Raw genomic sequence first — 25,283 nt, forward strand, 5'->3', positions numbered from 1 at the left:
CCCGTTGGCACCCACCCGCAGGGGCGGCAGATGCCCAGCTTTTCCAGACATACGTGTTGTTTTAGGCGGCTGCAGGCAAACGGGCAGATCAGATTCAGGAGGAGAGCCGCGACGAGTATCGAATGCCGTTTGGGAAACCAGACGGATAGTGCGCATACCCATCGTAACCGAACCTGTTATGCTGATTCGTCTGTTGACGGCCGCCCTGCTGAGCGGCACTGTATTGACTGTGTTGCCGGCCTCGGCCCAATCCGAATCCTTTCTGGCGCTGAATACGCCCGCTGCTGAATCCGGCACAGAGCAACCCGTCGATTTCTGCGGAGAGTCGGTTCCGACTGATCATCCGGCCATTGCCCCGCGCTGGGCATCGACCCTGGTCCGGCAGGCGGCCCTGGCCAAAACACTGGCGGCTATCAAACGCCGGGCCGACGTGGTACTGCCCGTTGTCGATTCCATTTTACGCGAGCACCACATCCCGGTCGACTTTCGTTTTCTGCCCCTGCTTGAGAGTGCGGCTTCCAATCAGGCCATTTCGCATCGGGGCGCGGCTGGCTTCTGGCAGCTTATGCCCGGCACCGCCCGCACCCTCGGCCTGACTGTATCGGGCCAGCGCGACGATCGGTTCGACCTGCGCAAATCAACGCATGCGGCCTGCCGTTACCTCAACGAACTCTACGCCCAGTTTGGGTCCTGGATGCTGGTAGCCACCGCCTACAACGCCGGCCCCAACTACATTCAGCAGCTTACCCGGCAGTATCCGGGTATGCACCCCATGGCGCTCCCTTATCGAGCCAACGAAACCAAAACCTATCTGTATCAGGCCGTGGTGCTGAAAGAGCTGTTTACGCGTCCGCAACGCTACACCGCCCAGCTGACGCCCACAGCCCTGGCGTCGCTGACAACCGCCCCGCCCCTGCCCGACTCCGAGCGCAGCAACATTCTGGCATCGTTCCGCATCGGCCCCGCAACCCCGCCCCTGGCCAGGGAGACCATGCTCGGCGAGGTAAGGCAACTGGCCGACGTTGCGGCTACGCCCTTTCTGATCGACAGTACCCAGCGAGTGCCCGAGCCGCTGGTTGAGCCCCGACCGGCTCCAGTAGCACCGGCGGCACCGGTCCGGATTACGCAGCTCAAAACCCGCTGCCTCAGCGAAGGCAGCCTGCAGGTCGGTCAGCTCTGTATGTTTCAGGTGGTCGAAGCCATTACCCTGCAGGATCGGCAGTTTGCGGTGGGCGATCTGATTCAGGCACACGTCGAACTGATTCACGACCCGAGTGGCCGCGTTTTTCTGCGCACGGACCGGCTTACCAGCGCGCAGACACGACAGACGACTGAACTGTCGCTTATAGCAACCGAGCTGCCCCACCAGCCGGGCGTTTCGGTACCGGGGCAACTGCAAGGCTGGCGCCTGAACTGGGAACAACTTTAGCCGGGCAGTACACGGGGGCCCTGCTGGTTGATTTCGGAAACGTAGGCTTCGCTCAGAATTCCTACCGCCAGAAACGCCTGTTGCATGGCAGCCCCCACGCGTTCGGCCGTTTCGACATCGCGGCTCAGGGCAAACATCGACGGGCCCGACCCTGAAATGCTGCATCCCAGCGCGCCCGTATCGATAGCCGCTTTTTTTGCTTCGTTAAATTCAGGAATCAGGATCGAGCGCACCGGCTCAATGATTACGTCGACAAGTGAGCGGCTGATCAGGTTATAATCGGGCGTCATCAGCCCCGCAATCAACCCGGCCACATTACCCATCTGGGTGATGGTGTTTTTAAGCGACACCTCATTTTTGAGGATAAACCGGGCGTCTTTGGTATTTACCTCGATGTCGGGGTGAACAATGGTACAGACCAGCGATGCCGGCGTATCGATCCGCACAACGTCGAGCGGAGCGTAGCTGCGGATAACGACAAAGCCCCCCAGCAACGACGGCGCAACGTTATCGGCATGGGCCGAGCCACAGGCCAGCCGTTCGCCTTCCATGGCGAAGGGCAGCAGGTCGATGGTAGCCAGCGGCCGGTCGAGCAGTTCGTTGATGGCATACACACCAGCAACCGCACTGGCCGCGCTGGAGCCCAGCCCACTGCCCAGCGGCATCTGTTTGTGCAGCACCACGTCGACGCCAAGGTCGGTACGGCCAATGTGTTTAAGGAAGGTCTGGATGGCAATCCCCGCTGTGTTGCGGTGGGCTTCGCGCGGCAGCCGCCCCTCGTCACCCGTTATATCGGTGATTCGGACCCCGGGGGTATCGGTCAGCGTCAGCGTTACTTCATCGCCAGGACTGGCTACGGCGAAACCAAATATATCGAATCCGCAGGCCACATTGGCTACGGTAGCAGGGGCAAACACACGAATGGATTTCACAGGCAGGACAGCGACTTGAGGGCTGCAAGTTTACTGATTTAGGGCTGGAAAACCTACCTCCCGATTCGACACAAACGGCTGAAACACCGCTAAATGACGCATCAGAACCGCCCGCCAGCCGGCCAGCCGCCCCAAACCAGACCGGCGCTTTTATGCAATATTTCCCGAAAAGCCTGTATTTACCAATGATTCTACGGTAGACTGGGCGCAATTGCAAATTTTCAGCAAACTTGCTACCCCAAAACCAATCAGGCTGCTGCAACGGCAGGCATACGCAGGTATCCATGCGTTGCGCCAGCTTCCCCATTCCTTTTTTCGTTCAGTATAGATGAAGGACTACATCCGCCCGATCAAACGTCTGCTTGTCGCCAACCGGGGCGAAATTGCCATCCGCATCATGCGGGCCGCCACCGAACTAGGCATTACGACCGTTGCCGTTTACACCTACGAAGACCGCTACTCGCTCCACCGGTACAAGGCCGACGAGGCCTACCAGATTGGCCGCGACGAAGATCCGCTGAAGCCTTACCTCGATGTAGAAGGAATTATTCTGCTGGCCAAACGCCATCAGGTCGACGCGATTCACCCCGGCTACGGTTTTCTGTCGGAAAACGTGACCCTGGCCCGGCGTTGCCGCGATGAAAACATCATTTTCGTGGGTCCATCGCCCGAAGCCATGGATGCGCTGGGCGACAAGGTACGGGCCAAAAACCTGGCGACCAAAGCCGGCGTGCCCCTCATTCCCGACTCGCGCGAAGAAAATATGTCGCCCGAGTTTGCCCTGACCGAGGCCGAACGCATTGGCTTTCCAATCATGGTGAAAGCCGCTGCGGGCGGGGGCGGACGCGGTATGCGGGTAGTACGGCAGGCCGACGAGTTTGCCAAAGCGTTTGCCGAAGCGAAAAACGAAGCCCGAAACGCCTTTGGCGACGATACGATCTTCCTGGAGAAGTTTATCGAAGAACCCAAACACATTGAGGTACAGCTGCTGGGCGATACCCACGGCAACATCGTTCACCTCTACGAGCGCGACTGCTCGGTGCAACGGCGTTTTCAGAAGGTCGTCGAAGTAGCGCCCTCGTTTGGACTGCGGCAGGACACCAAGCAGAAGCTTTACGACTATGCCCTGCAACTGGGCCGGGCCGTTAATTACTCCAACGCAGGTACGGTCGAGTTTCTGGTTGATAAAAACGAGAACATCTATTTTATCGAAGTAAACCCCCGGATTCAGGTCGAGCACACCATTACCGAAGAAGTAACGGGTATCGATATTGTGCGGACGCAGATTCTGATTGCCATGGGCTACCAGCTCTCCGACAACGGGATTTACATCAGTCATCAGGATGAGGTGCCCCTCAACGGTTACGCCATCCAGTGCCGCATTACCACCGAAGATCCCGCCAACGGCTTCAAACCCGACTTCGGCACCATCACGGCCTACCGCAACGCGGCCGGGTTCGGTATCCGGCTCGACGAAGGCAGCAGCTACGCGGGCATGAAAATCTCGCCCTACTTCGATTCCATGATCGTGAAGGTCTCGGCGCGGGGCCGCACCCTCAAGGGAGCCACGCAGCGCCTGACCCGGGCGCTGCTCGAATTCCGGATTCGGGGCGTAAAGACCAATATCGGCTTTTTGCTGAACGTAATCAGTCACCCCATTTTCCAGCGGGGTGAAGCGCGGGTATCGTTTATCGAAACTCACCCCGAACTGTTCAACTTCCGCAAACCACAGGACCGCTCGACCCGGGCGCTCAACTACCTCGCCGACGTTATTGTCAATGGTAATCCGGAAGTGAAGCCGGGGGCGGCCCGCCAGAAAGACGATAAGCTGTTCAGAACCCCCATCGTTCCGCCCTTCGATACCTACAGTGCCTACCCAACGGGCAACCGCGATCGACTCAAGGACATGGGGCGCGACGCGTTCAGCCGGTGGGTCTACGATCAGAAAAGCGTCCTCTACACCGACACCACCTTCCGCGACGGGCACCAGTCGCTGCTGGCTACCCGGGTCCGGACGCAGGATATGCAGAAAGTAGCCGAAGGGTTTGCCAAGAACCACCCCGAGCTGTTTTCGATGGAAGTCTGGGGCGGAGCTACCTTCGATGTAGCCATGCGGTTTCTGTACGAAAGCCCCTGGAAGCGGCTCGAAGCCCTGCGCGAGGCTATGCCTAATATGCTGCTGCAGATGCTCTTCCGTGGCTCCAACGCGGTCGGCTACTCAGCTTACCCCGACAACCTGATCGAGAAATTTGTGGAGAAATCGTGGGAAACGGGCATCGATGTGTTCCGCATCTTCGACTCCCTCAACTGGGTCGAGGCCATGAAAGTAAGCATCCGGGCGGTACGCGAACGGACCGACGCCCTCTGCGAAGCGGCCATCTGCTACACCGGCGATATGCTGAACCCCGACCGCAACCACAAGTATAACCTCCAGTACTACCTCGATCTGGCGCGGCAGCTTGAAGACGAAGGGGCGCATCTGCTCTGCATTAAAGATATGGCCGGGCTGCTCAAACCCAACGCGGCCGACGTGCTGGTACGCGAACTGAAGCAGGCCGTTCAGATTCCGATTCACCTGCATACCCACGATACGGCCGGCATTCAGGCAGCTACCTACCTCAAAGCCATCGACGCCAATGTCGACATTGTCGACTGTGCCCTGGGGGCCCTGTCGGGGCTGACCTCTCAGCCCAACTTCAACTCGGTGGTGGCCATGATGCAGGGCCACGAGCGCGAATGCCCCACCAACCTGTCCTCGCTCAATGCCTATTCCAACTATTGGGAAGACGTGCGCGAGTACTACTACCCCTTCGAGTCGGGTATGAAAGCCGGCAGCGCCGAGGTCTACGAAAACGAAATTCCCGGCGGCCAGTACTCCAACCTGAAACCGCAGGCCATTGCTACCGGCCTGGGCGACAAGTTCGAGACGCTCAAGAAAAACTACGTGCTGGCCAATCAGCTCTTTGGCGACATCGTGAAAGTAACGCCTTCCTCTAAAGTGGTGGGCGATATGGCCATTTTCATGACCGCCAATAACCTGACGGCCGACGATGTGCTGACCCGTGGCGACTCATTGTCGTTTCCGGAATCGGTAAAAGGCTTCTTCAAAGGCGAGTTGGGGCAGCCAGTGGGCGGTTTCCCGGCCGATGTGCAGCGGGTGGTGCTAAAGGGCGAGCAACCCTTCACGGGCCGGCCAAACGAACACCTGGCGCCTATTGATTTCGACGCCGACTTCGCTGCTTTCCGCACGAAGTATCCGCTCAACGATGGCTTCCTCGACTACCTTTCGTATCAGATGTACCCGAAGGTATACGACGACTATTACAAAGCCATCGAGCAGTATGGCGATGTAAGCGTCATTCCGACACCGGCCTTCTTCTACGGCCTCAAAGAAAACGAGGAGATTCTGATCCGGATCGAAGAGGGCAAGAATATTCTGGTCCGGCTACTGTTTAAGTCGGAGCCCGACGAGTTTGGCATGCGCACGATTACGTTTGAACTGAACGGCCAGAGCCGGCAGGTTCAGGTGCGCGACCGCTCCTCGAAAGTAGAAAAGCAGATGAACGCCAAGGTAGCAAAAGCAACCGACGTTGGTGCGCCACTGCAGGGCCGGCTCACGAAAATTCTGGTAAAAGCAGGCGACGTGGTCAAAAAAAATCAGGCGCTGTTCGTGATCGAAGCCATGAAAATGGAAAGCATCGTATCGGCTCTGAAAGAAGGTACCGTTGCCAACGTTATTTTGAAAGAAGGCACCGTTGTCGAACAGGACGACTGTGTGCTCGAACTGGCCTAACGGCACCGGGGAGGCTTCGGCCTCCCCTTTTTTTTTCTTTCTGCCCGGCTGTTTCCCACCGGTTTCCTCACGTATACCACCGGACAGCCCCGTCGGCAGCTACCTTCACCGCATGTTGCCGGTGGCTGACCTGGGACGCATCCTATAACGCTCCCCTCCGCCCGGCTCTGGCCGTTTTGCACCAGCCAGCTTTCTGAATTAGATGGGCCCGATTCCATCCATTAGCCTAACCGTCTACGCACTAGTAGATTACAGGCCCCGGCTGCTCCATAATTAGCGCGACTTTAATCAGTTTGGCCTTCAATTTGTAGTCTCTGAATGCGCTCGGCAAATCCACGAATCTGACCGTGACATCGAACGGCTTTTGCCAGCCCCCCTGGTTACCCGCTATTGCCAGCTTGCTTTCTCAACGCCATCTTTATCAGCAACTTATCGGCCTATTCAGGTTACCCGACCCAAGCTCTATGAAGACTTCGCTAGAGTCTGCCATGTTTAATTTTTCCAATTTCTGGGATCAGCCTGTTCCCGACTGGGCCCCCGCAGCCCAACCGGGTCTTGCACTGGCCAAACCCATTCTGGACAAAAACAATACGATTACCGACTTCATCTGCACATCGGTCAATGAAACCATGGCAGGCTTACTTGGGCACTCGATCGACAACCTGGTGGGGCAGCCAACCCGAACCCGCTTTCCCAGGCAATCCGATTTTTTTGAGCAAATGATGCAGGTTGCCGTTTCGCGCGAAACCAAGCATCGGATGATTCATAACCGGAAGCTGGGCAAAGACGAATGGCTGCACGTGGTTATCTCGTGTCTGGGCGATCAGTTGCTCATCAACGTGCACGACATCAGCGAACCCATGCAGCTCTCGCGCCTGCTGCAGCGCCGGGTCGATATGGAATCCATCGTGTCCGACGTGGCGGGGCGGCTACTGGCGGTCAACTCGGCCAACGTCGATGCCGCTATCGAAGAGTCGCTTGGTCAGATTGCCGAGCATATCGATACGCACCGGGCCATTGTTTTTCTTTACAACGACGAGCGTACCCACGGCGACTGTGTTTACGAGTGGTGCTCACCCGGCAGTCCATCGATAAAAAGCCTGAGTCAGAATTTTTCGCTGGACGATTTTAAATGGACGCATCAGCAATTATCGACGGGCAAACTTATTCACGTTACGAAAGAACATCTGCCGCCCGAAGCCGTTGCCGAACGGCGTACAGCCGACGCCCAGCAGATTCATTCGATGATTGCCGTACCGATGCAGCAAAACGGCATCACGCGGGGGTTCATCGGCTTTTACGCCATTCGGGAGTATCGCAACTGGGATCAGCAGGATGTATCGTTGCTGCAAACGTTTACAACCCTTATCAACAACTTTTTGCTGCGCCGGCAACAACACCTGCTGCTTCAGCAGGCTTACAAGCGACTGGAAGGGCTGCACGCCATTTATCAGTCACTGCTGAGCGATCCGGCCAATACCTACTCGCCCGGCCAGACCACGCTTCGCTACTGCCACTCGCTGATTCCCTGCGATGCGGCAACCCTGTTCAGGGTCGATGCGGGGCAGCCGGATCCCGTGCCAACCGATCGGATACAGGATGGAAAACTGATGCTGGTCGATGCTGCCCAGCCGCTTGCCGAAGCCTCTTTTCTGCCGAATACCGAACCTCAGTATTACCCTAGCCTGACCGGTCAGCCATTCCGGTCACTGGCGGTTGTGCCGGTTCTGTTCCGGCAGGAGCACCTGGGTGTTATCACGCTGGTGTCGGCCCAGCCCGATGCTTTCTCGACCGAGTACCGACAAATTGCCACCGAACTGGCCAATCAGCTGGCGGTGTCGCTGCATCAGCAGGCCATCGACACGCAACTGAAACAATATACCCAAGAACTCGAAGAAGGTGTACTTCAGCGGGCCCGGGAAATCAGGCAGCTCTCGACCCTGCACGAAGCCGTACTACAATCGGCCGGGCAGGCCATCGTTTCGACCGACATCAATGGGGTAATCAAAACTGCCAACCGGGCCACGGGGATGCTGCTCAACAAACCCGTGCACGAGATTATTGGTCAGTCGGTCGAAATTTTGCCGCCAACCCCCCAGTCGCCTGTTCCGCGCCTGACCATATGCCAGCACCCCTCCGTCGAAAATTCATTGAGTATCTACAGCGATGCGTTGCGTACGGAAGGACACGTCGGCTTTGAATGTACCGTACTGGCTCCTTACGACCGGCAGCTAAACACCATCCTGGTTATCAGCGTACTGCGCGATCAGGACGGATACCCGACCGGACTGGTCGGTATCGCCACCGACATCAGCGACCTTAAATCGACCCAGCAGCAGCTGCAGGAAAAAAACCGGGAACTGGAAATGTTCTTTTCCAGTGCCCTGGACATGCACTGTATTTCGGACCTACAGGGCAACATGTCGAAAGTAAACGACTCGTTTCTGAAGGTGCTTGGCTACCCGAAGGAAGAACTGATCAGAATACCGTTTCTGTATTTGCTGCACCCCGACGAGCAGGGGTACGTATACCACAAACTGCTCAAAGTAATCAGCCAGCGGTCGGTCAGGAACCAGGTAAGCCGGATGCGCCGGAAAGATGGCGCTTACCGGCTTGTGGAGTGGAACGCCGTTGCCTACGATGGCGTCGTGTACGGTTCGGCCCGCGACATTACCGATCGCGAAATGGCCGAGATTGAGCTGCGGAAACTGAATCAGCGCCTGCAGCTGGCCACCGAAGCCGCCGGTCAGGGTATCTACGAACTCGACCTGAAAACGGGGATTATGTACTGGGACAAGCAGGCGGCCGATATCCACGGCCTCGACGTTGATCATGTCTCCACCCCGGAGCTGCTCAAGATCCTGCACCCCGACGAACGGACCAATTTCGTCAACCAGTATATCAGTAAGCCGATACCTGACCGCATCTTCAACGAGCTGCGTATCATTCGGCCCGACCGCTCCAGCCGTTATATCGAAGTCAGCGGCATTCGGCTGCTCGATGAGCTGGGCAACCCGACTTCGATCATCGGCGTGGTATGGGACGTAACGAGCCGAAAACTGGCCGAAGAAGCCCTGCGGGAAAGCGAACAGCGGTTTCGTGAAATCGCCGAAAACGTCGATGAAGTATTCTGGATTCACCAGGCCGACCCCTTCCAGCTGCTCTACATCAACTCAGCCTACGAGCGGGTGTTTGGTATCGAATCGCCCCAGGATCAGCGCGGTACAATGATGTTCCTCAACACGATCGTGCCCGAAGACTGGCCCCACGTGGTCAAGGAATTCGAGCGCTACCGGCAGGGGCACGAAATATCGGTTCAGTTCCGGGTCAAAGGCTCGCACAGTTCGGTTCGCTGGCTCGAAACCCGGACGTTTATCATGCACGATGAGCAACAGAACCCGATACGCTACTTCGGCATCGTAAACGACATCACGGCGCAGAAACAAACTGAAATTGTGCTCAAAGAATCGCTGCAACGCGAGCAGGAGCTCAATCAGCTCAAGTCGCAGTTCGTATCGACCGTTTCGCACGAGTTCCGAACCCCCCTGGCGACCATTCAGACCAGCATTGATCTGATCAAGCTTTACCTCGAGTTTCCCCTCGACACCGTACAGGCAGCGATTCAGAAGCAAACCTCGACCATTGAGCGCGTTGTCGACCAGTTTACCACGCTGCTCACCGATATTCTGACCATCAGCCGGATTGAGGCTGGCCGCATTTCGTTTTCACCCCAGCCAGTCGATATGCTGGCGCTGTGCCAGCGTGTGATCAGTACCCATTTCGGTCAGCGGCCAGACGGGCGCACCGTTTCGCTGATCTGCGAGGGCACACCGGCATCGGCCAGCCTCGACGAAAAACTGATCGACCATGTGCTGATCAATCTGCTGTCTAATGCCTTCAAATTTTCGGTCAATTCGGGACCAACCCTGCACCTCATCTTTACCGACCATAGTCTGGTCATCAAGGTTATCGATCAGGGCATTGGGATTCCGGCCCACGAAGTGCATACGCTCTTTCAGGCGTTTTTCCGCGCCAGCAATACCAGTACCATTCAGGGTACGGGGCTGGGCCTGACCATTACGCGGCAGTTTGTCGAACTGCATCGGGGTACCATTCAGGTCGACAGTATCGAACACGAGGGCACAACCTTTACCGTAACCCTCCCCCTCGCCCAAGACTGATACCCGGCTATACAACGGCACGAAACGCAACAGGGGGCCATTGGCCCCCTGTTGCGTTTCGTGTTTCTCCGGCGTTCAGGCGCCCGCCACCGACTGCATCAGCAGGTTAGCCTTACGAACGTTGGCATTGGCGCGGTCGGTTTCGATGAGCCCGTCGCGAAGCCGCACAATGCGGTGAGCATACTCAGCGATATCTTCTTCGTGGGTAACCATGATAACCGTGTTGCCCTTGCTGTGGATCTGATCAAACAGATCCATGATTTCGTAGGAGGTTTTTGTATCGAGGTTACCCGTTGGTTCATCGGCGAGCAGAATGCTGGGGTCGTTGACCAGCGCGCGGGCCACGGCCACACGCTGACGCTGCCCCCCCGACAGTTCGTTGGGGCGGTGGCCGGCGCGGTTTTCGAGGCCCACATTTTTGAGCGCCAGCATGGCTTTTTCAGTACGGTCGGCTTTGCTATAGCCCGCATAGATCAGCGGCAGCGCCACGTTTTCGAGCGAAGTCTGACGGGGTAGCAGGTTGAAGGTCTGAAACACAAACCCGATTTCCTTATTGCGCACTTCGGCCAGTTCGTTTTCGCCCATGCGGCTCACGTCCTGATTGTTGAGCACGTATCGTCCCGAGGTTGGCGTATCCAGACAGCCCACGATATTCATCAGTGTCGATTTGCCCGACCCCGACGGGCCCATAAAGGCTACGTATTCGCCCTTCCGGATCTGGATGGTGATCGACTTCAGGGCATCGACCACTTCCGTCCCCATCACGTAGCGTTTGGCAACCTGGTCGGTTTCGATAATATTCATGTAGCTCGCTGCAACGCCCGGAGCGTCGTTCTGTTAACGGTTGGTATGAAACGGGGCACGGCCCCTGCCGACTCCACCAGACACCCATCGAAGGGATCAGGCCGATGATCGAATAACTCAAAGCTAAGCTATTCGAGAAACTTCTGTTTACTCTTTTCGATCGAAGCCAGTTTTTGCTGATAAGTCGCCAGAAAGGCCTGATAGTCGGCGGGCGATGTAGCCCCCTGCAACCGGGCCAGTGCCTCCGTAGCATAATCGGGCAAGCCCTGCTCAAGGCACAGGCTGATGTACGTTTTGAGGAGTTCGGGCCGATTTTCGTTGTAGGGCAGCGCCGTCAGCACCAGATCGTAAGCCTGCCTGGTCTGGCGCCGGGCGCGCAGCAGCTCTGCCATAGCCGTCACGTATCGTCCGTTCAGGGGGGCCAGTGCCAGCGCCCGGGCGTAGAGTGGCTGCGCCAGCGCGGGCTGCCGCGTCCGGTCGTAGGCCTGCCCCAGCCAGTAGTCAGCTTCGGCCCGGTGCTGCGGCAGAATGGAGTCGACAGCCATCGTTCTGGCCGAACCTACGCTGCGCCGGAACGCCGATAGCCGCACGGCCGCCACATTACGCAGCGATACCGCCACCGGACTCACGCCCACCCGGGGCATGCCCGAGAGCATCAGCTGGGCATTACGCCACTGCAATCCATCGAGGTAATCGTTGGTAAGGGCCACCCCCGCCACCGTCTTCAGACTGGGGTCGGCAATCGTTTCCCAGTAGCGACCCCGACTGGCATCGTCGGGGCGCCAGGCTACGTAGATAGCTTTTTCGATATCGGTCTGGGGCGGGCGCTCGTTGTAGAGCACCCGTTTCAGACCGGCCACTGCCGAATCGGTGGTGGCCGCCGTTTCCCAGTACGACTGAGCCAGTGGCAGATCGCCGGCTTTGGTGAGGGCCACCGCCCGGTAATAAATCGAGGTCGTATCGCGGTTCTGGCCGAAGGTATCGGCTGCCCGCTGGTAGAACCCCTGTTCGAGCAGCCAGAGCCCCGCCACCGAGCGGTAGGCAGCGCCGTTGCGGCTGTCGCCCTCGGCCAGCTGATCGAGCAGCGCAAACGCCGTGGCCGGCTGACGCGCTTTGTATTCGGCCACTGCACGGGCCAGCAGCAGATCGTCGGAAAAATCCTGATTGAGCGGATTGCCTTCGCGCTGCCGGAACGCAGTGGCCAGCGCCGTATCGGGCTGGTGACTGGCCAGGGCAAAGTTGTACAGGCTGGCAAACCGGCCAACGCTTAGCCCTTCGCCCGCCGGGGCCGTAGCCAGCCACCCGGGCCGGGCGGGCTGGGTGGTATCGGCTTGCAGGAGCAGCCGCACCGCCAGCGCGTTGGCCTGATAGGATTCGTAGTCCGACGCCCCGATCGACTGCACCAGCGACGAATCGGCACTCAGCACCAGGGGGTGGCGAGCGTAGAACGCCAGCAGATTGGCTTCGGCCACTTCGGAGCGACCGGCATTGGCCGCGGCTGCCTTCAGGTAGATATAAGCCGAATCGGCCACACTCGTTCGGGCATACAGAAAACCCAGGTTGTTCTGCAACTCACCATTGCCCGGAAACGCCCGGATTCCCTGCTGCAACGCCTTCACGGCTTCGAAGAACAGATTGGTTTGCAGGTAGCTCTGACTCAGCCCAACGTAGTCCTGCGGATGGGGCTGTTTGAGCATGGCCCGCTGGAAGTAAAAAGCCGCCGTAGCCTGATCGTCCTGCGCCAGGGCCAGCGAGGCCAGCGCATAGTTGGACTTATGGTTCTGGAACTCCTGCTCCAGCGCCAGCTGGTAAAACGCGCTGCCCGAGGTGGCCTGCCCCGTCGCAACGTAGTAATCGCCCAGACCGTTGTAGTAACCGGCCACGCCCTGCCGAAACGTAATCAGCCCGCCCGAGGCCACCAGCACCACCATCAGCACCACACCCACGACCCGAAACAAACTCAGCTCCAGGCGTCTGGGCTTGTACAACACGCGGTATACGGCCAGGTGCTGATGGAAAATAGGCCAGAAATTGATGAGTACATAAGCCACAAAGACCAGCCCCATGGCCAGGTGCGTATACACGATCACATCCTCGAACAGCTCGACCAGCGGGTCGTTGGCCGTGGCAAACGCGTAGGCGATGGTCAGGGTGGTCAGCAGGGTAAGCCCCAGATACAGCACGGCGCCCGTTGGCCGGAACGCCACGACCGCCTGCTGCTCAACCAGCCGCCGAAAGCCCCAGATACCTACCACCACCGAGATCAGGTAAAGCCCGAACGGGCTGATCGCCAACACGTCCCATTCGATTAGTTTGGTATTGCGCAGCCAGACGAGCGCCAGGTTGACGAGGTAGAGGCCCGTAATGATGAGGAAGTTACGCATCCCCAGCGTTGTGCCTACAGCCTGACCGTCGGGGCGGTTCGACACAGCCTGTGGCCCGCGGCTGACCGAGGTGAGCCAGACCAGTCCGGCCACGATTTCGGCCGCAATAAAGAAAATGAAACCAGTGCTGATAGCCAGCAGTACCGGCATGCCGTAGCTGACGAGTGCCAGCGCCGGTTGCGGTACGGGTGTCGACACACCCAGTCCGAGCGCTACCAGCGCCGTAAGCCCCCCGAACGCGATCAGCCGAACCGGCAGTGACCAGTCGGGCCGAAACGCGTGGAAGTAATAGCTGAGTCCGCCATACAGGCAGGTCAGAATCAGAAACAGAGTATTGCCCTCCAGACCGGGCACCTCGAGCATTTCCCACCGGAAAAAAGCCAGCCCCAGAATCAGTACCCCCATACCCACCAGATACCGCAGCCGGTCGAATTGGGTAAGGGTGCTCAGGATAAGCACAAAGGCCAGCCCGACGCCCGTGAGCAGCGCTGTCGCCACACCGGGCCGAAGCTGCATGGCCGACGCTATAAACTGCTCAGACACAACGTAGGCCTTACCCCCCACCGAATAGTCGAGCAGGCCGTCGGTAAACTGATGCAGGCTGACGGGCACATCGCTCAGTTCGCTCAGCACATCCCACCGTACCACGTTGCTGAGCCCGCCGGCCCAGGCCACGACCAGGGCCAGCAGGCTGCAACCCACAACAAACAAACTGCTTACGTATATAAACCGGCTGACCCGGTCCCATTCTCGCCAGAAAAACAAAGATGACATAGTCAAAAAACGCACTGGGTAGCGGGTTAGTGCCTGTTTGACTGCGCAGGTACGCAGCCACCCCGCCCCGGGCGCCAAAGATAGGCCGCAGCCCGCTATGCCCGACCCGTCATCTTCGTCAGTTTCAGCAGCCGTTCGGCCACGTCGCCCGTCAGCGCGCCAGCCTGCATACGCCACTGCCAGCTCCGGCCGCCCAGCCCCGGCGTGTTCATACGGTGCGTTTCGTCGAGCTTCAGCACGTCCTGCACGGGCATGATAGCCAGCCGGGCTACCGACTGCAGGGTAAGCCGGCACACCTGATCGACTACGTTATCGGCCGTTACCTCGATCCCCAGGTACGCATTGATCCGCGTCCGGTGGGCCTCATCCGACTCGTTATACCAGCCTAGCGTGGTGTTGTTATCGTGCGTACCGGAGTAGACAACGTAGTTTTCGGTATGGTTATGCACCGCGTGCGACGATGTGGGCAAATCGTCGCCGAAGCCAAACTGCACCACCCGCATCCCCGGAATCCCGTAATGACGCAAATGTGGCTGCACATCGGCCGTGCGGGCCCCCAAGTCCTCGGCAATGATGGGGAGGTTGACAAACTGGCGATACATGGCGTGCATAAACGCTTCGATCGGCGCCTGCACCCACTCGCCTACTTTGGCGGTTGGTTCGCTGGCCGGAATTTCCCAGTACACGGCAAAGCCCAGAAAATGGTCGAGCCGGGTCAGGCTGTAGAGCGACATCTGGTGCCGCATCCGGCGTTTCCACCACGCAAACTCGGTGCGTTCGTGTTCGGCCCAGTCATAGATGGGGTTCCCCCAGCGCTGGCCGTACTCGCTGAAATAATCGGGCGGAGCGCCGGCGACAAATAACGGCTGCAGGTGTTCGTCGAGCTTGAACATGGTGGGGTTGGCCCACACGTCGGCGCTGTTGAACTGCACGTAGATCGGGATATCGCCGATCAGGTGAATCTTACGGGCGTAACAATAGCTGATCAACTCGTTCCACTGCCCGAAGAAAAAGTACTGCTGTATCTTGATCAATTCGATGGCGTCGGCCAATAGTTCGGTCTGGTAAGCCAGCGCGTCGGGGTTGCGCCGAACCAGTTCGTCGGGCCAGCGTAGCCAGAACGGTTCGCCCGTTTGCTGCTGCAGGGCCGTAAAGAGCGCGTAATCGTCGAGCCAGTGCGCCTGCCGCTCGCAGAACTGCTCGAAATCGGCACGCTGGCTGGGCGAGGCTGTGTGCCGAAACCGGTCGGCGGCCCGCTCGAGCAGGGGGCGTTTTTTAATCCAGGCCGCGTGCAGGGTCGACGGGGCCAGCACCAGCGGGCCGGCCAGCACGCCATCGGGCGTTTCGCCCGAAACGGGTTCGCTCACACTGACGTCGTGGATGGTCTGTTCGTTGAATACGGCCAGATCGTCGGCCGTTAGCCAGCCAGCCTCCTGCAGTTTCTCCAGACTGATGAGCAGCGTATTGCCGGCAAAGGCGGAGGGGCTGCTGTAGGGCGAGAAGCCGGCGCCTGGGTCGACCGGGGTAAGCGGCAGAATCTGCCAGTAGGTTTGACCGGCGGCCGCCAGAAAGTCGGCAAACTGATAGGCCTCGGGACCCAGATCGCCGACGCCATGGGCCGATGGCAGCGAAGTAATGTGCAGAAGCAGACCGCTTGAACGTTGTTGCAGCATGAAAAGAAAATAACGGAGTGAGGACTTTTTTTTGACCGGCCCGATCGGCCGCAATTGCCCGATCGGTGGTAATCCCGGCCGAAGGGGCAACTGGCTTTTGTACAAATCGGCCCCAGCCCGATTTTGTTCTGCCGAACTGCTAAAAACCTTACTGCCAAACCAATCCCTATATCGGGTACGGGTAAAATGCAAAAATGGGCGCTTTACTTTGCGCGGTTTTTCGCCTACTTTTGCAGTCCCAAACAATGGGCAACTTTTCAATCAGCAATAGCACATACAGATGATTACGGAAACGGCAGTCAATACGGGTAAGATTACGCAGATAATCGGGCCGGTTGTGGACGTGAGTTTCGAGGGCGAAGGCTCGCGGATTCCCGCCATTCTGGACGCCCTCAAAGTGACCAAAGCCAATGGGCAACAGGTAATTCTGGAATGCCAGCAGCACCTCGGCGAAGACCGCGTTCGGACCATCGCCATGGATTCGACCGAAGGGTTGTATCGCGGCATGACCGTGACCGACCTCGGCACGCAGATCACCATGCCGACCGGTGAAGGCATCCGGGGCCGTTTGTTCAACGTCGTTGGCGAAGCTATCGACGGCATTCCGCAACCTAAAAGTTCAGGTGGTCTTCCCATTCACCGGGAAGCGCCAAAATTCGAAGACCTCGCCACGTCGACCGAAGTTCTCTTCACGGGTATTAAAGTAATCGACCTGCTGGAGCCCTACGCCAAGGGTGGTAAAATCGGCCTCTTTGGTGGTGCCGGTGTGGGTAAAACCGTACTGATCCAGGAGCTCATCAACAACATCGCCAAAGCATACGCCGGTCTGTCGGTATTTGCCGGTGTGGGTGAGCGGACCCGCGAAGGGAATGACCTGCTCCGCGAAATGATCGAAGCCGGTATTATCAAATACGGCGACGCCTTCAAACACTCGATGGAAGAAGGTGGCTGGGATCTGAGCAAAGTGGATATGGACGAGATGACCAAGAGTCAGGCAACGTTTGTATTCGGCCAGATGAACGAGCCGCCGGGAGCCCGGGCACGGGTAGCGCTGTCGGGTCTGACCATTGCCGAGCACTATCGGGATGGCGATGGCCAGGGTGCCGGCCGCGACATTCTGTTCTTCGTCGACAACATCTTCCGGTTTACCCAGGCGGGTTCGGAGGTATCGGCTCTGCTGGGCCGGATGCCGTCGGCCGTAGGGTACCAGCCCACGCTGGCCACCGAAATGGGTATCATGCAGGAGCGGATCACCTCGACCAAGCGCGGTTCGATTACGTCGGTACAGGCCGTTTATGTACCTGCCGATGACTTGACTGACCCGGCGCCGGCTACGACCTTCGCTCACCTTGACGCCACCACCGTATTGAGCCGGAAAATCGCCGAGCTGGGTATCTACCCCGCCGTTGACCCCCTCGATTCGACCTCGCGGATTCTGACCGCCGAAATCCTCGGAGACGAACATTACAACACGGCCCAGCGCGTGAAAGAAATTCTGCAGCGCTACAAAGAACTGCAGGACATCATCGCTATTCTGGGTCTGGAAGAACTCTCGGAAGAAGATAAGCTGGTCGTAAGCCGGGCCCGTCGGGTACAGCGCTTCCTGTCGCAGCCCTTCTTCGTGGCTGAGCAGTTCACCGGTCTGAAAGGCGTACTGGTTCCGATCGAAGATACCATCAAAGGATTCAACGAAATCATCGACGGTAAATACGATCACCTGCCCGAAGCCGCTTTCAACCTGGTCGGTACCATTGAAGATGCGATTGCCAAAGGCGAACGCATGATGAAAGAAGCCGGTCAGTAGATCGATTAGCCGGGCGATACGGTTTCTGGCGGTGCCACGGCCCCGTTGGAAACCGTACCCTGTATCTGGCGAAACCAAAACCACCCGCGCACGTCTAAGGAGCGTACATTATCTAAGCAGGATTCGTATGAAACTAGTTGCAGCAGGGTTTACATTGGCCGCCGGGTTGCTCGGAAGCACCACGCTTGTTCGGGCGCAGCTGCCCCAGATGACCATGCCCCGTACGACCACCGCCACCTCGGTGATGGGAGCCGTACACGACTCAACGCAGGTGAAGCCGGTCAGCAATGCCGGCGCACCAGCCGATAGTGTCGCTGATGGCCACCTCGATCAGGCCGTCGATGCGCTCAACAAAGGCGATAAGGTCGCTTCGGCCCAAGCGCTGCAAACGGGCATCGCCAGTCTGGAAGCCAGTGCCCAGAAAAGCCAGGGTACGTTTAAAGACAACGTGCTGGCGCAGGTAGGCAAACTGAAAGCCCTGTTGCCACTCATTGCCGGGGGTAGCCTGAGCGGAGGTGTGTTGCAGAAAGCCGTTGGCCTGGCCAAACTGGCGTCGAACGCCAATCAGCTCAGTGGCCTGCTGGCAACCGGATCGCTGATCGGTAAAGCCAGCCAACTGACCAGCGGCCTGTCGGGGCTGGGCAGTGCTATGTCGGTGCTGGGTGGCGGAGCCTCCACGGGGCAGTCGCTCGTTGGCAGCGCGCTGGGCAGCGTAGCCAAACTGAATCAGGGCGGGCTCACCGCCAAAGCCGCCGAACCCGCCGTGAAAAGCCAGATCGGCAGCGTCCTCAATTTTGTAAAAGGAGCTTTGTAAGCTAGTTCGCTATGACGTTAGATATTATCACCCCCGACCGTAAGGTCTTTTCCGGCGAGGCAACGGCCGTCACGTTTCCGGGTAGCGAGGGTCAGTTTCAGGTCCTGAACAACCACGCTCCGCTCGTCAGCACGCTGGCACGCGGGCCGATCGTGATTCAATCAGCAACGGGTCAGCAGACATTTACGGTCGATGGCGGTGTTGTGGAAGTACTGCAAAACAATGTACTCGTACTGGCCGAAGCCGTTATTGCCTAACCAGTTTGCCTATAGCGAAGCGCCTGCGTTACCCACTGGTAGCGCAGGCGCTTTTGTGTGTAATGGCCAAAAAGGAACCTAGCTATTGAAGCTGTACGAGTGCCAGTGCACAGACTATTTAGAAAATTTCCAAACAATTGCTTATAACCAGTCTAAATAGTCATTACCTTTGCCCTGCAAACAATGTTCTGGAAAACGGATGACTCTGTATACCCTCGCTTCACGCACACTCACCGCTGCTCTGGCGGCTTTCGCTTTTACGGCTTGCACAACCGATAACCCGGATACTGCCGCTCCCCAGCTGCGCAAGCCTATTGCCTACACGGCGCTGACAGATACGATGGCTTATACTACGCCTTTTGTCGACGATAAAGGCGCGTCGACGGTTGACCTGACCAACGGGGCCAATCGGCTGCTGATGTTCCGGGCCATCAACACCTACAATACGGGAAATGTGAGCGCGGGTACGCCGGTCGATGCCGCGGTGCTGAAAAACATGTTTGCCAACACCAACAGTCCATTCTCGGGTACGCTATCCTCACTGAATACCTCGGGGGTGCAGCTGCGCAACGTAACGGCCTCCTCGCTGAGCAACGGCGAACAGGAGCGCCAGGCCATAGAAGCTAATTTCACGACCATGGCCAACGCCAGCAAATCGCTGTCGGCCGTAGCGGCCGAAGGCAAGGCGGGCAAGCTGGGTACCTATCTGGTCGACGAGCGGGGCATCGAATGGGCCCAGATCATCCAGAAAGGCCTTATCGGCGCCTTTCAGCTCGACTACATGGCCAATGTGCTGCTGAGCGACAAGAATCTGTCGGCCGACAATACCACGCTGGTAGCGGGCAAAAACTACACCCAGCTCGAGCAGAACTGGGATGAGCTCTACGGTATGCTGACGCCCAATGCCCGCTACGGCAGCAAAGCCACCAGTACGTCGTCGGGCGAGAGTTTCATCGGCTCGTATGTGTGGGAATACAACAAAGACGGCTTTGCCCGGATGCACCCGGCCCTGCTGAAAGGGCGGGCTGCCATTGTCAACAACGACATGGCCACCCTGAAAGCGCAGGCTACCCTGATCCGGACGGAACTGGAAAAGGCAATTGCCAACTCGGCGCTGGGGTACCTGGCCAAATGGAAAACCGGCGCTACGGATGCCGCCCGCGCGCACGCCATCGGCGAAGGACTGGGCTTTATTTACAGTATGCGGTATGCGAAGCTGGCCGGTGCCGACGCTGCTTTTTCGGACGGCGTGCTGAATAATCTGGTTAACTCGGCACCCAACGGGTTCTGGGGGCTAACCAATACCAAGATCGACGCGGCAGCCACAGCTATTCGCACCAAGTTCAACATTGCTAACTAAACACTACTGACTGTCACCGGTCACTCTCGTATCACCAACAGCATTGGATGGCACTTCGGCGCCATCCAATGCGCCATTTACAACCTATGCAACGGAAAAACGGAACCGCACTCGGCCTGGCCCTGGTAACCACCCTGCTGGTCTGGGCCTGCTCAACCGGCAGTACCAACGAGATTACCCCCAGTCCGCAGCCCGGCGATCAGGCCTCGACCGACCGCAAAGCCATGCTGACCAATCTGGCCGATAACATTATTCTGCCGGCCTACGCCAACTTCAAAACCAGCTTCGGCACGATGCTGGCCAAGTCCGACGCGTTTGCCGCCAGTCCCAACCAAACCACCCTGACCGAGTTCCGGCAGGCGTGGGCCAGGGCGTACACCGACTGGCAGAAGGTCGAACTGTTCGACGTAGGGCCCGCTGAGCAATACACGCTCCGCAACTTTTTCAACATCTACCCCGCCAACACCACCGGTATCGAAGAGTACATAGCGGCTGGTGCGGGCGCGCTCGATGTACCGGCGGCTTACCCCCGCCAGGGTTTCCCGGCCATCGACTACCTGATCAATGGGCTGGGCACCACCGATCAGGCTATTCTTGCCCGCTACACAACGGCAGCCGATGCGGCCAAACGCCTGGCCTACCTGAAGCGGGTGACGGGTCAGATGAACCTTGTCTTCGGGCAAGTCTATACCGACTGGACCACCGGTGGCTATCGCGATAAGTTTATTGGCTGCACCAGTCTGGATGCCGGCTGCTCAACGTCCAAACTGGTCAACGGCTACGTCATGCACTATGAGCGGTTTATCCGGTCGGGTAAAATCGGCATTCCCTCGGGCGCTATGACCAACGGTGTAATAGCTCCCGATAAGATTGAAGCGCTCTATGCAAAAGACTTATCGCTGACGCTGGCCCGCACGGCCCATCAGGCCTACATCGACTTTTTCAACGGCAAAGGCGTGACAACCGGCACCGAAGGCCCCAGTCTGAAGACCTACCTCACGGGACTGGGCGCTAAAGACAGCAAAACCGGTACGGCCCTGGCCGACCTCATCAACGCGCAGTTTACCGCCAGCAGCCAGCAGCTGAACAGCCTGAAAGGCCCTCTTGCCACTGAACTGGCCACCAACAACGCGGCCGTGGTACAGGTGTACACCGAAATGCAGAAAGCCGTCCGGATGCTGAAAGTGGACATGACCACGGCTATGAGCATCACCATCACCTACACCGATAACGACGGGGATTAACGCCCAATGCCAGACTATTTTCGACGAACAACCTCGGCTGCGCCACTGGCGGTATTCCGGGCCGTATTCGGACTGATGCTGGCCATTAGTATCGTGCGGTTCTGGAGCAAGGGCTGGATCGACGAGCTGTATATCCGGCCCCGCTTTTTTTTCGCTTACTACGGTTTCGACTTCGTACAGCCATTGGGCCCGTATACCTACGGGCTCTTTGCTGTTTGCGGCCTGTCGGCGGTGCTGGTAGCGCTGGGCTGGTTCTACCGGCCTGCCAGCATCCTGCTCTTTCTGAGCTTCAGCTACATCGAGCTGATCGACAAAACCACTTACCTCAACCACTACTATTTTACCAGCCTGCTGCTGCTGCTGCTCACCGTGCTGCCCGCCAACCGTTGCTTCTCGGTTGACGCCTGGCGCCGGCCCGACTGGCAGACGGGGCAGGTACCGGTCTGGTGCGTCGATGCGATTCGGGTGCTGGTGGCCTTTCTGTACGTTTTTGCCGGACTGGCCAAACTCAACAGCGACTGGCTGCTGGAAGCCCTGCCCCTGCGCATCTGGCTGCCCGCCCGCAACGATATGCCGGTGCTGGGGCCGCTGTTTACCCAGGCATGGGTACACTACGCGTTTAGCTGGTTTGGAGCGGCCTACGACCTCAGCATTCCTTTTCTGCTCTGGCGTCGGCAAACGCGCCCCTGGGCCTACGCAGCCGTTGTGGTGTTTCACGGCCTGACAGCGCTGTTGTTTCCAATCGGCATGTTTCCGTACGTCATGATCGTAACGGCCCTGATTTATTTTCCGGCCCGCTTTCACGAAGCCATCATCCGGCGGGTAAGCAACGGGCTATCGCTACCGGCGCAGGCCCTGCTGCCATCGCCCCGGCGCTATACCTATCCGGCGGGTACGCAGCCACTGGTGCTGGGTGGCCTGATCCTGTTTTTCGTCGTACAGCTACTGCTGCCCTTTCGGTCTTGGCTGTACCCGGGCGAATTATTCTGGACCGAGCAGGGCTACCGGTTTTCGTGGCGGGTGATGCTGATGGAAAAAGCCGGCTACGCCCAGTTTACGGTGAAAGACAACCAAGGCCATCGTACGATTGTCAACAACAACGAGTTTCTGACTCCGCTGCAGGAAAAAATGATGTCGACACAGCCCGATATGCTGCTACAGTATGCCCACCACCTGCGCGACACCTATGCCCAACGGGGGTTCAGGCAGCCACAGGTATACGTCGATTCCTACGTGGCGCTCAATGGCCGGCTGGGCCAGCCCCTCGTCGACCCCACCGTCGATCTGGCCCGGCAAAAAGAGTCGCTGGCCCCCAAAACATGGATTACTCCTTTTTCAGATGAAATACGCGGTTTTTAGTATTCTATTTAGCTGGCTACTGGCGTTATCGGCACAGGCTCAGTACACCCTGACCGGGCGCGTTGGCACCCGCCCCGATACGCTGGGCGTGGGGGGCTGTGTTGTTTACCTCAACAACGGCAACCGGCAAACCCTGACCGACAGCCTGGGGCAGTTTCGGTTCGACAACCTGCCCGGCGGCTCGTTTACCATCCAGACGAGCCACCCCGACTACAAGGCTGCCCGCCTGACCGGCCGACTCGACGAAACGACCGCCCCCCTGCTGCTGCTGCTGGCCAGCCGCACCGAAACCCTGACCGAAGTAACGGTCACCGACAAACAGGCCGACTTTGGGTTTACCCGCATGCGGGGCGTCGAAAGCATGGGCATCTACGAGGGAAAGAAGTCGGAAGTCATTATTCCGGAGCAGTTGGTGGCCAACCTGTCGACCAATAACGCGCGGCAGATTTACAGCCGGGTGGCGGGGTTGAATATCTGGGAAAACGAAGGCGCTGGCCTGCAACTCAGCATTGGCGGGCGCGGGCTCGACCCCAACCGCTCGTCGAACTTCAACGTGCGGCAAAACGGCTACGACATCAGCGCCGACGCGCTGGGGTATCCCGAAAGTTATTACACGCCCCCCATCGAGGCCGTGGGCCGCATCCAGATTGTGCGGGGCGCTGCGTCGCTGCAGTATGGCACCCAGTTCGGCGGACTCATCAACTTCGTCATGAAAAAACCCGTGGCCGATCGTCCGTTCGAGCTGACCATCCGGCAAACGGTGGGTTCATTCGGCTTCTACAACGGCTTCGCAAGCGCCAGCGGCACCAAAAACAAACTTAGCTACTACACCTTTGTGCAGTACAAGCGCGGCAACGGCTGGCGCCCCAACACCCAGTTTACCAATTACACCCTCTACGCCGATGTCGACTACCGGCTCTCGGAGCGCACGACGCTCGGCCTCGACCTCACCCAGACCAGTTACCTGGCCCAGCAGCCGGGTGGCCTTACCGACGCCATGTTCCGTGCCGACCCGCGGCAAAGCAACCGCGAACGCAACTGGTTCAAAGTAAACTGGACCATGCCGGCCCTGCACCTCGACCACAAAATAAACGCCCTCAGCGACGTTAACCTGCGCGTCTTCGGTCTCAACGCTTATCGCTATTCGGTGGGCTTTCGGCCCAACCGGGTGGCCACCATCGACGACAACAGCGAACGCGACCTGATCAAGGGCGACTTTCTGAACTGGGGGGCCGAAGCCCGGTATCTGAAGCGCTATTACCTGGGCAAACAGCAGGCCGTGCTGCTGGTCGGTACGCGCTATTACCACGGCTTCAACCACAGTGTGCAGGGCTTCGGCAGTACCGGCAAAGACGCTAATTTCACGTTTCAGCAGGACGACAATGCCATTCTGAACGACTACCGCTTCCCCAACCGCAACGCGTCGGTCTTCGCTGAGCACATCCTGTATCTGGGCGAGAAACTGTCGATCACACCCGGGCTGCGCTACGAGTATATCCATACCACGGCCGACGGGTTTTACGGGAACGTAGTGCGCGATCTGGCCGGCAATATCCTGAGCGCGACCCGCATCAACGAAGTGCGTACCAACGGCCGGCAGTTTGTGCTGGGCGGCCTGGGCATTAGCTACAAGCCCGTTGCCACGCTCGACATCTACGGCAACCTTTCGCAGAACTACCGGTCCATCACGTTCAGCGATATGCGGACGGCGAACCCCTCGGCGGTCATCGATCCGAACCTGCAGGACGAAAAAGGGTACTCGCTCGACCTGGGCATCCGCAGCAACCAGACCACGCTCTACAACTTCGACATCAGCGCCTTTTACCTGAACTACAACAACCGCATTGGCGAAGTGCAGTTTGCCGACGAAAACGACCGGGTGCTTAGACGCCGGGGCAACATTGGTCAGGCGGTTATTGTCGGTCTTGAATCATATGCCGAAGCCGATCTGCTGCGTCTGCTGAACCCCGCCAGCGCCGACCTGAGTGGTGTGCTATTTACCAACGTGGCCCTGATCCAGTCGTCGTACAAGCGCAGTGCCATTGCCGGTGTCGTGGGCAAACAGGTTGAGTTTGTACCGGCCTTGAACCTGAAAACCGGCGTTCGGCTGGGCTATAAAAACCTGAAAGCGTCGCTTCAGTACACGTATCTGTCGGATCAGTTTTCGGATGCGACCAACGCCCGCGACGGGGGCGTGTCGGCCGTTATCGGCCTGATTCCGGCCTACACCATTCTCGACGCCAGTCTGTCGTACCAGTACAAGCGCTACCGGCTCGAAAGCAGCCTGAACAACCTCACCAATCAGTATTATTACACCCGGCGCGCCACGGGTTATCCCGGCCCCGGCATTCTGCCGTCGGATGGGCGCAGCCTGTACGTAACCCTGCAGGTGAAAATCTGACCGTATTACCCCAACCCGTAAAAAAAGCGGCAGCCCGGTGGGCTGCCGCTTTTTTTACAAAAACGTGCGGAGCG

At 58.4% G+C, this 25,283-nt stretch carries 14 protein-coding genes; 10 read left to right on the forward strand and 4 right to left on the reverse strand.

Translation table 11 applies throughout. The features are described 5' to 3' along the window. Positions 1 to 178: 178 nt before the first annotated feature. On the forward strand, positions 179 to 1,429 hold the full coding sequence (locus tag ACYVAC_RS04665; protein ID WP_461096418.1) for a lytic transglycosylase domain-containing protein: 1,251 nt from the start codon (positions 179 to 181) through the stop codon (positions 1,427 to 1,429). Here ACYVAC_RS04665 and ACYVAC_RS04670 read toward each other — a convergent pair. Further along, the gene (locus ACYVAC_RS04670; protein WP_461096419.1) at positions 1,426 to 2,361 is read right to left on the reverse strand and encodes a homoserine kinase; all 936 of its coding nucleotides are present in this window, start codon (positions 2,359 to 2,361) and stop codon (positions 1,426 to 1,428) included. The genes ACYVAC_RS04665 and ACYVAC_RS04670 overlap by 4 nt on opposite strands. 328 nt (positions 2,362 to 2,689) lie before the next feature. On the opposite strand from ACYVAC_RS04670, the gene ACYVAC_RS04675 reads away from it, so the two are divergent. Together ACYVAC_RS04675 and ACYVAC_RS04680 are read left to right on the forward strand one after the other, a co-directional pair. Continuing rightward, complete coding sequence (locus ACYVAC_RS04675; protein ID WP_461096420.1) at positions 2,690 to 6,154, forward strand: pyruvate carboxylase; 3,465 nt, start codon at positions 2,690 to 2,692, stop codon at positions 6,152 to 6,154. A 464-nt stretch (positions 6,155 to 6,618) separates the two neighbouring features. Then, positions 6,619 to 10,335, forward strand: coding sequence for a sensor histidine kinase (locus tag ACYVAC_RS04680; protein WP_461096421.1), 3,717 nt, complete (start codon positions 6,619 to 6,621; stop codon positions 10,333 to 10,335). Positions 10,336 to 10,410: 75 nt separating this feature from the next. On the opposite strand, the gene ACYVAC_RS04685 is transcribed toward ACYVAC_RS04680, so the two are convergent. From ACYVAC_RS04685 to malQ, 3 genes are all read right to left on the reverse strand, one after another. Beyond that, positions 10,411 to 11,139, reverse strand: a complete 729-nt coding sequence (locus ACYVAC_RS04685; RefSeq protein ID WP_461096422.1) for an ABC transporter ATP-binding protein — start codon at positions 11,137 to 11,139, stop codon at positions 10,411 to 10,413. Between the two features lie 128 nt (positions 11,140 to 11,267). Further along, complete coding sequence (locus ACYVAC_RS04690; protein WP_461096423.1) at positions 11,268 to 14,297, reverse strand: tetratricopeptide repeat protein; 3,030 nt, start codon at positions 14,295 to 14,297, stop codon at positions 11,268 to 11,270. A gap of 95 nt (positions 14,298 to 14,392) precedes the next feature. Beyond that, positions 14,393 to 15,970 carry a 4-alpha-glucanotransferase gene (malQ, locus tag ACYVAC_RS04695; RefSeq protein WP_461096424.1) on the reverse strand — a complete coding sequence of 526 codons (1,578 nt, stop codon included), beginning with the start codon at positions 15,968 to 15,970 and terminating at the stop codon, positions 14,393 to 14,395. 280 nt (positions 15,971 to 16,250) lie between these two features. Between malQ and atpD the strand changes: the two genes are divergently transcribed. The 7 genes from atpD (at position 16,251) to ACYVAC_RS04730 (ending at position 25,209) form a co-directional block, all read left to right on the forward strand. Next, positions 16,251 to 17,774, forward strand: coding sequence for a F0F1 ATP synthase subunit beta (gene atpD / locus ACYVAC_RS04700; protein WP_461096425.1), 1,524 nt, complete (start codon positions 16,251 to 16,253; stop codon positions 17,772 to 17,774). A gap of 127 nt (positions 17,775 to 17,901) precedes the next feature. After that, complete coding sequence (locus ACYVAC_RS04705; RefSeq protein WP_461096426.1) at positions 17,902 to 18,588, forward strand: hypothetical protein; 687 nt, start codon at positions 17,902 to 17,904, stop codon at positions 18,586 to 18,588. Between the two features lie 11 nt (positions 18,589 to 18,599). Beyond that, positions 18,600 to 18,845: an ATP synthase F1 subunit epsilon gene (gene atpC / locus ACYVAC_RS04710; protein ID WP_461096427.1), complete on the forward strand. Its 246-nt coding sequence runs from the start codon at positions 18,600 to 18,602 to the stop codon at positions 18,843 to 18,845. A gap of 199 nt (positions 18,846 to 19,044) precedes the next feature. Further along, positions 19,045 to 20,205: a DUF4856 domain-containing protein gene (locus tag ACYVAC_RS04715; protein WP_461096428.1), complete on the forward strand. Its 1,161-nt coding sequence runs from the start codon at positions 19,045 to 19,047 to the stop codon at positions 20,203 to 20,205. Positions 20,206 to 20,291: 86 nt separating this feature from the next. Next, on the forward strand, positions 20,292 to 21,449 hold the full coding sequence (locus ACYVAC_RS04720) for an imelysin family protein (RefSeq protein WP_461096429.1): 1,158 nt from the start codon (positions 20,292 to 20,294) through the stop codon (positions 21,447 to 21,449). A gap of 6 nt (positions 21,450 to 21,455) precedes the next feature. Next, a complete protein-coding gene (locus ACYVAC_RS04725) occupies positions 21,456 to 22,808 on the forward strand; it encodes an HTTM domain-containing protein (protein WP_461096430.1) in 1,353 nt (450 codons plus the stop codon). Next, positions 22,789 to 25,209 carry a TonB-dependent receptor domain-containing protein gene (locus tag ACYVAC_RS04730; RefSeq protein ID WP_461096431.1) on the forward strand — a complete coding sequence of 807 codons (2,421 nt, stop codon included), beginning with the start codon at positions 22,789 to 22,791 and terminating at the stop codon, positions 25,207 to 25,209. The genes ACYVAC_RS04725 and ACYVAC_RS04730 overlap by 20 nt, the downstream gene beginning before the upstream one ends. Positions 25,210 to 25,283 lie beyond the last annotated feature (74 nt).

This window comes from Spirosoma luteolum, assembly GCF_054778875.1.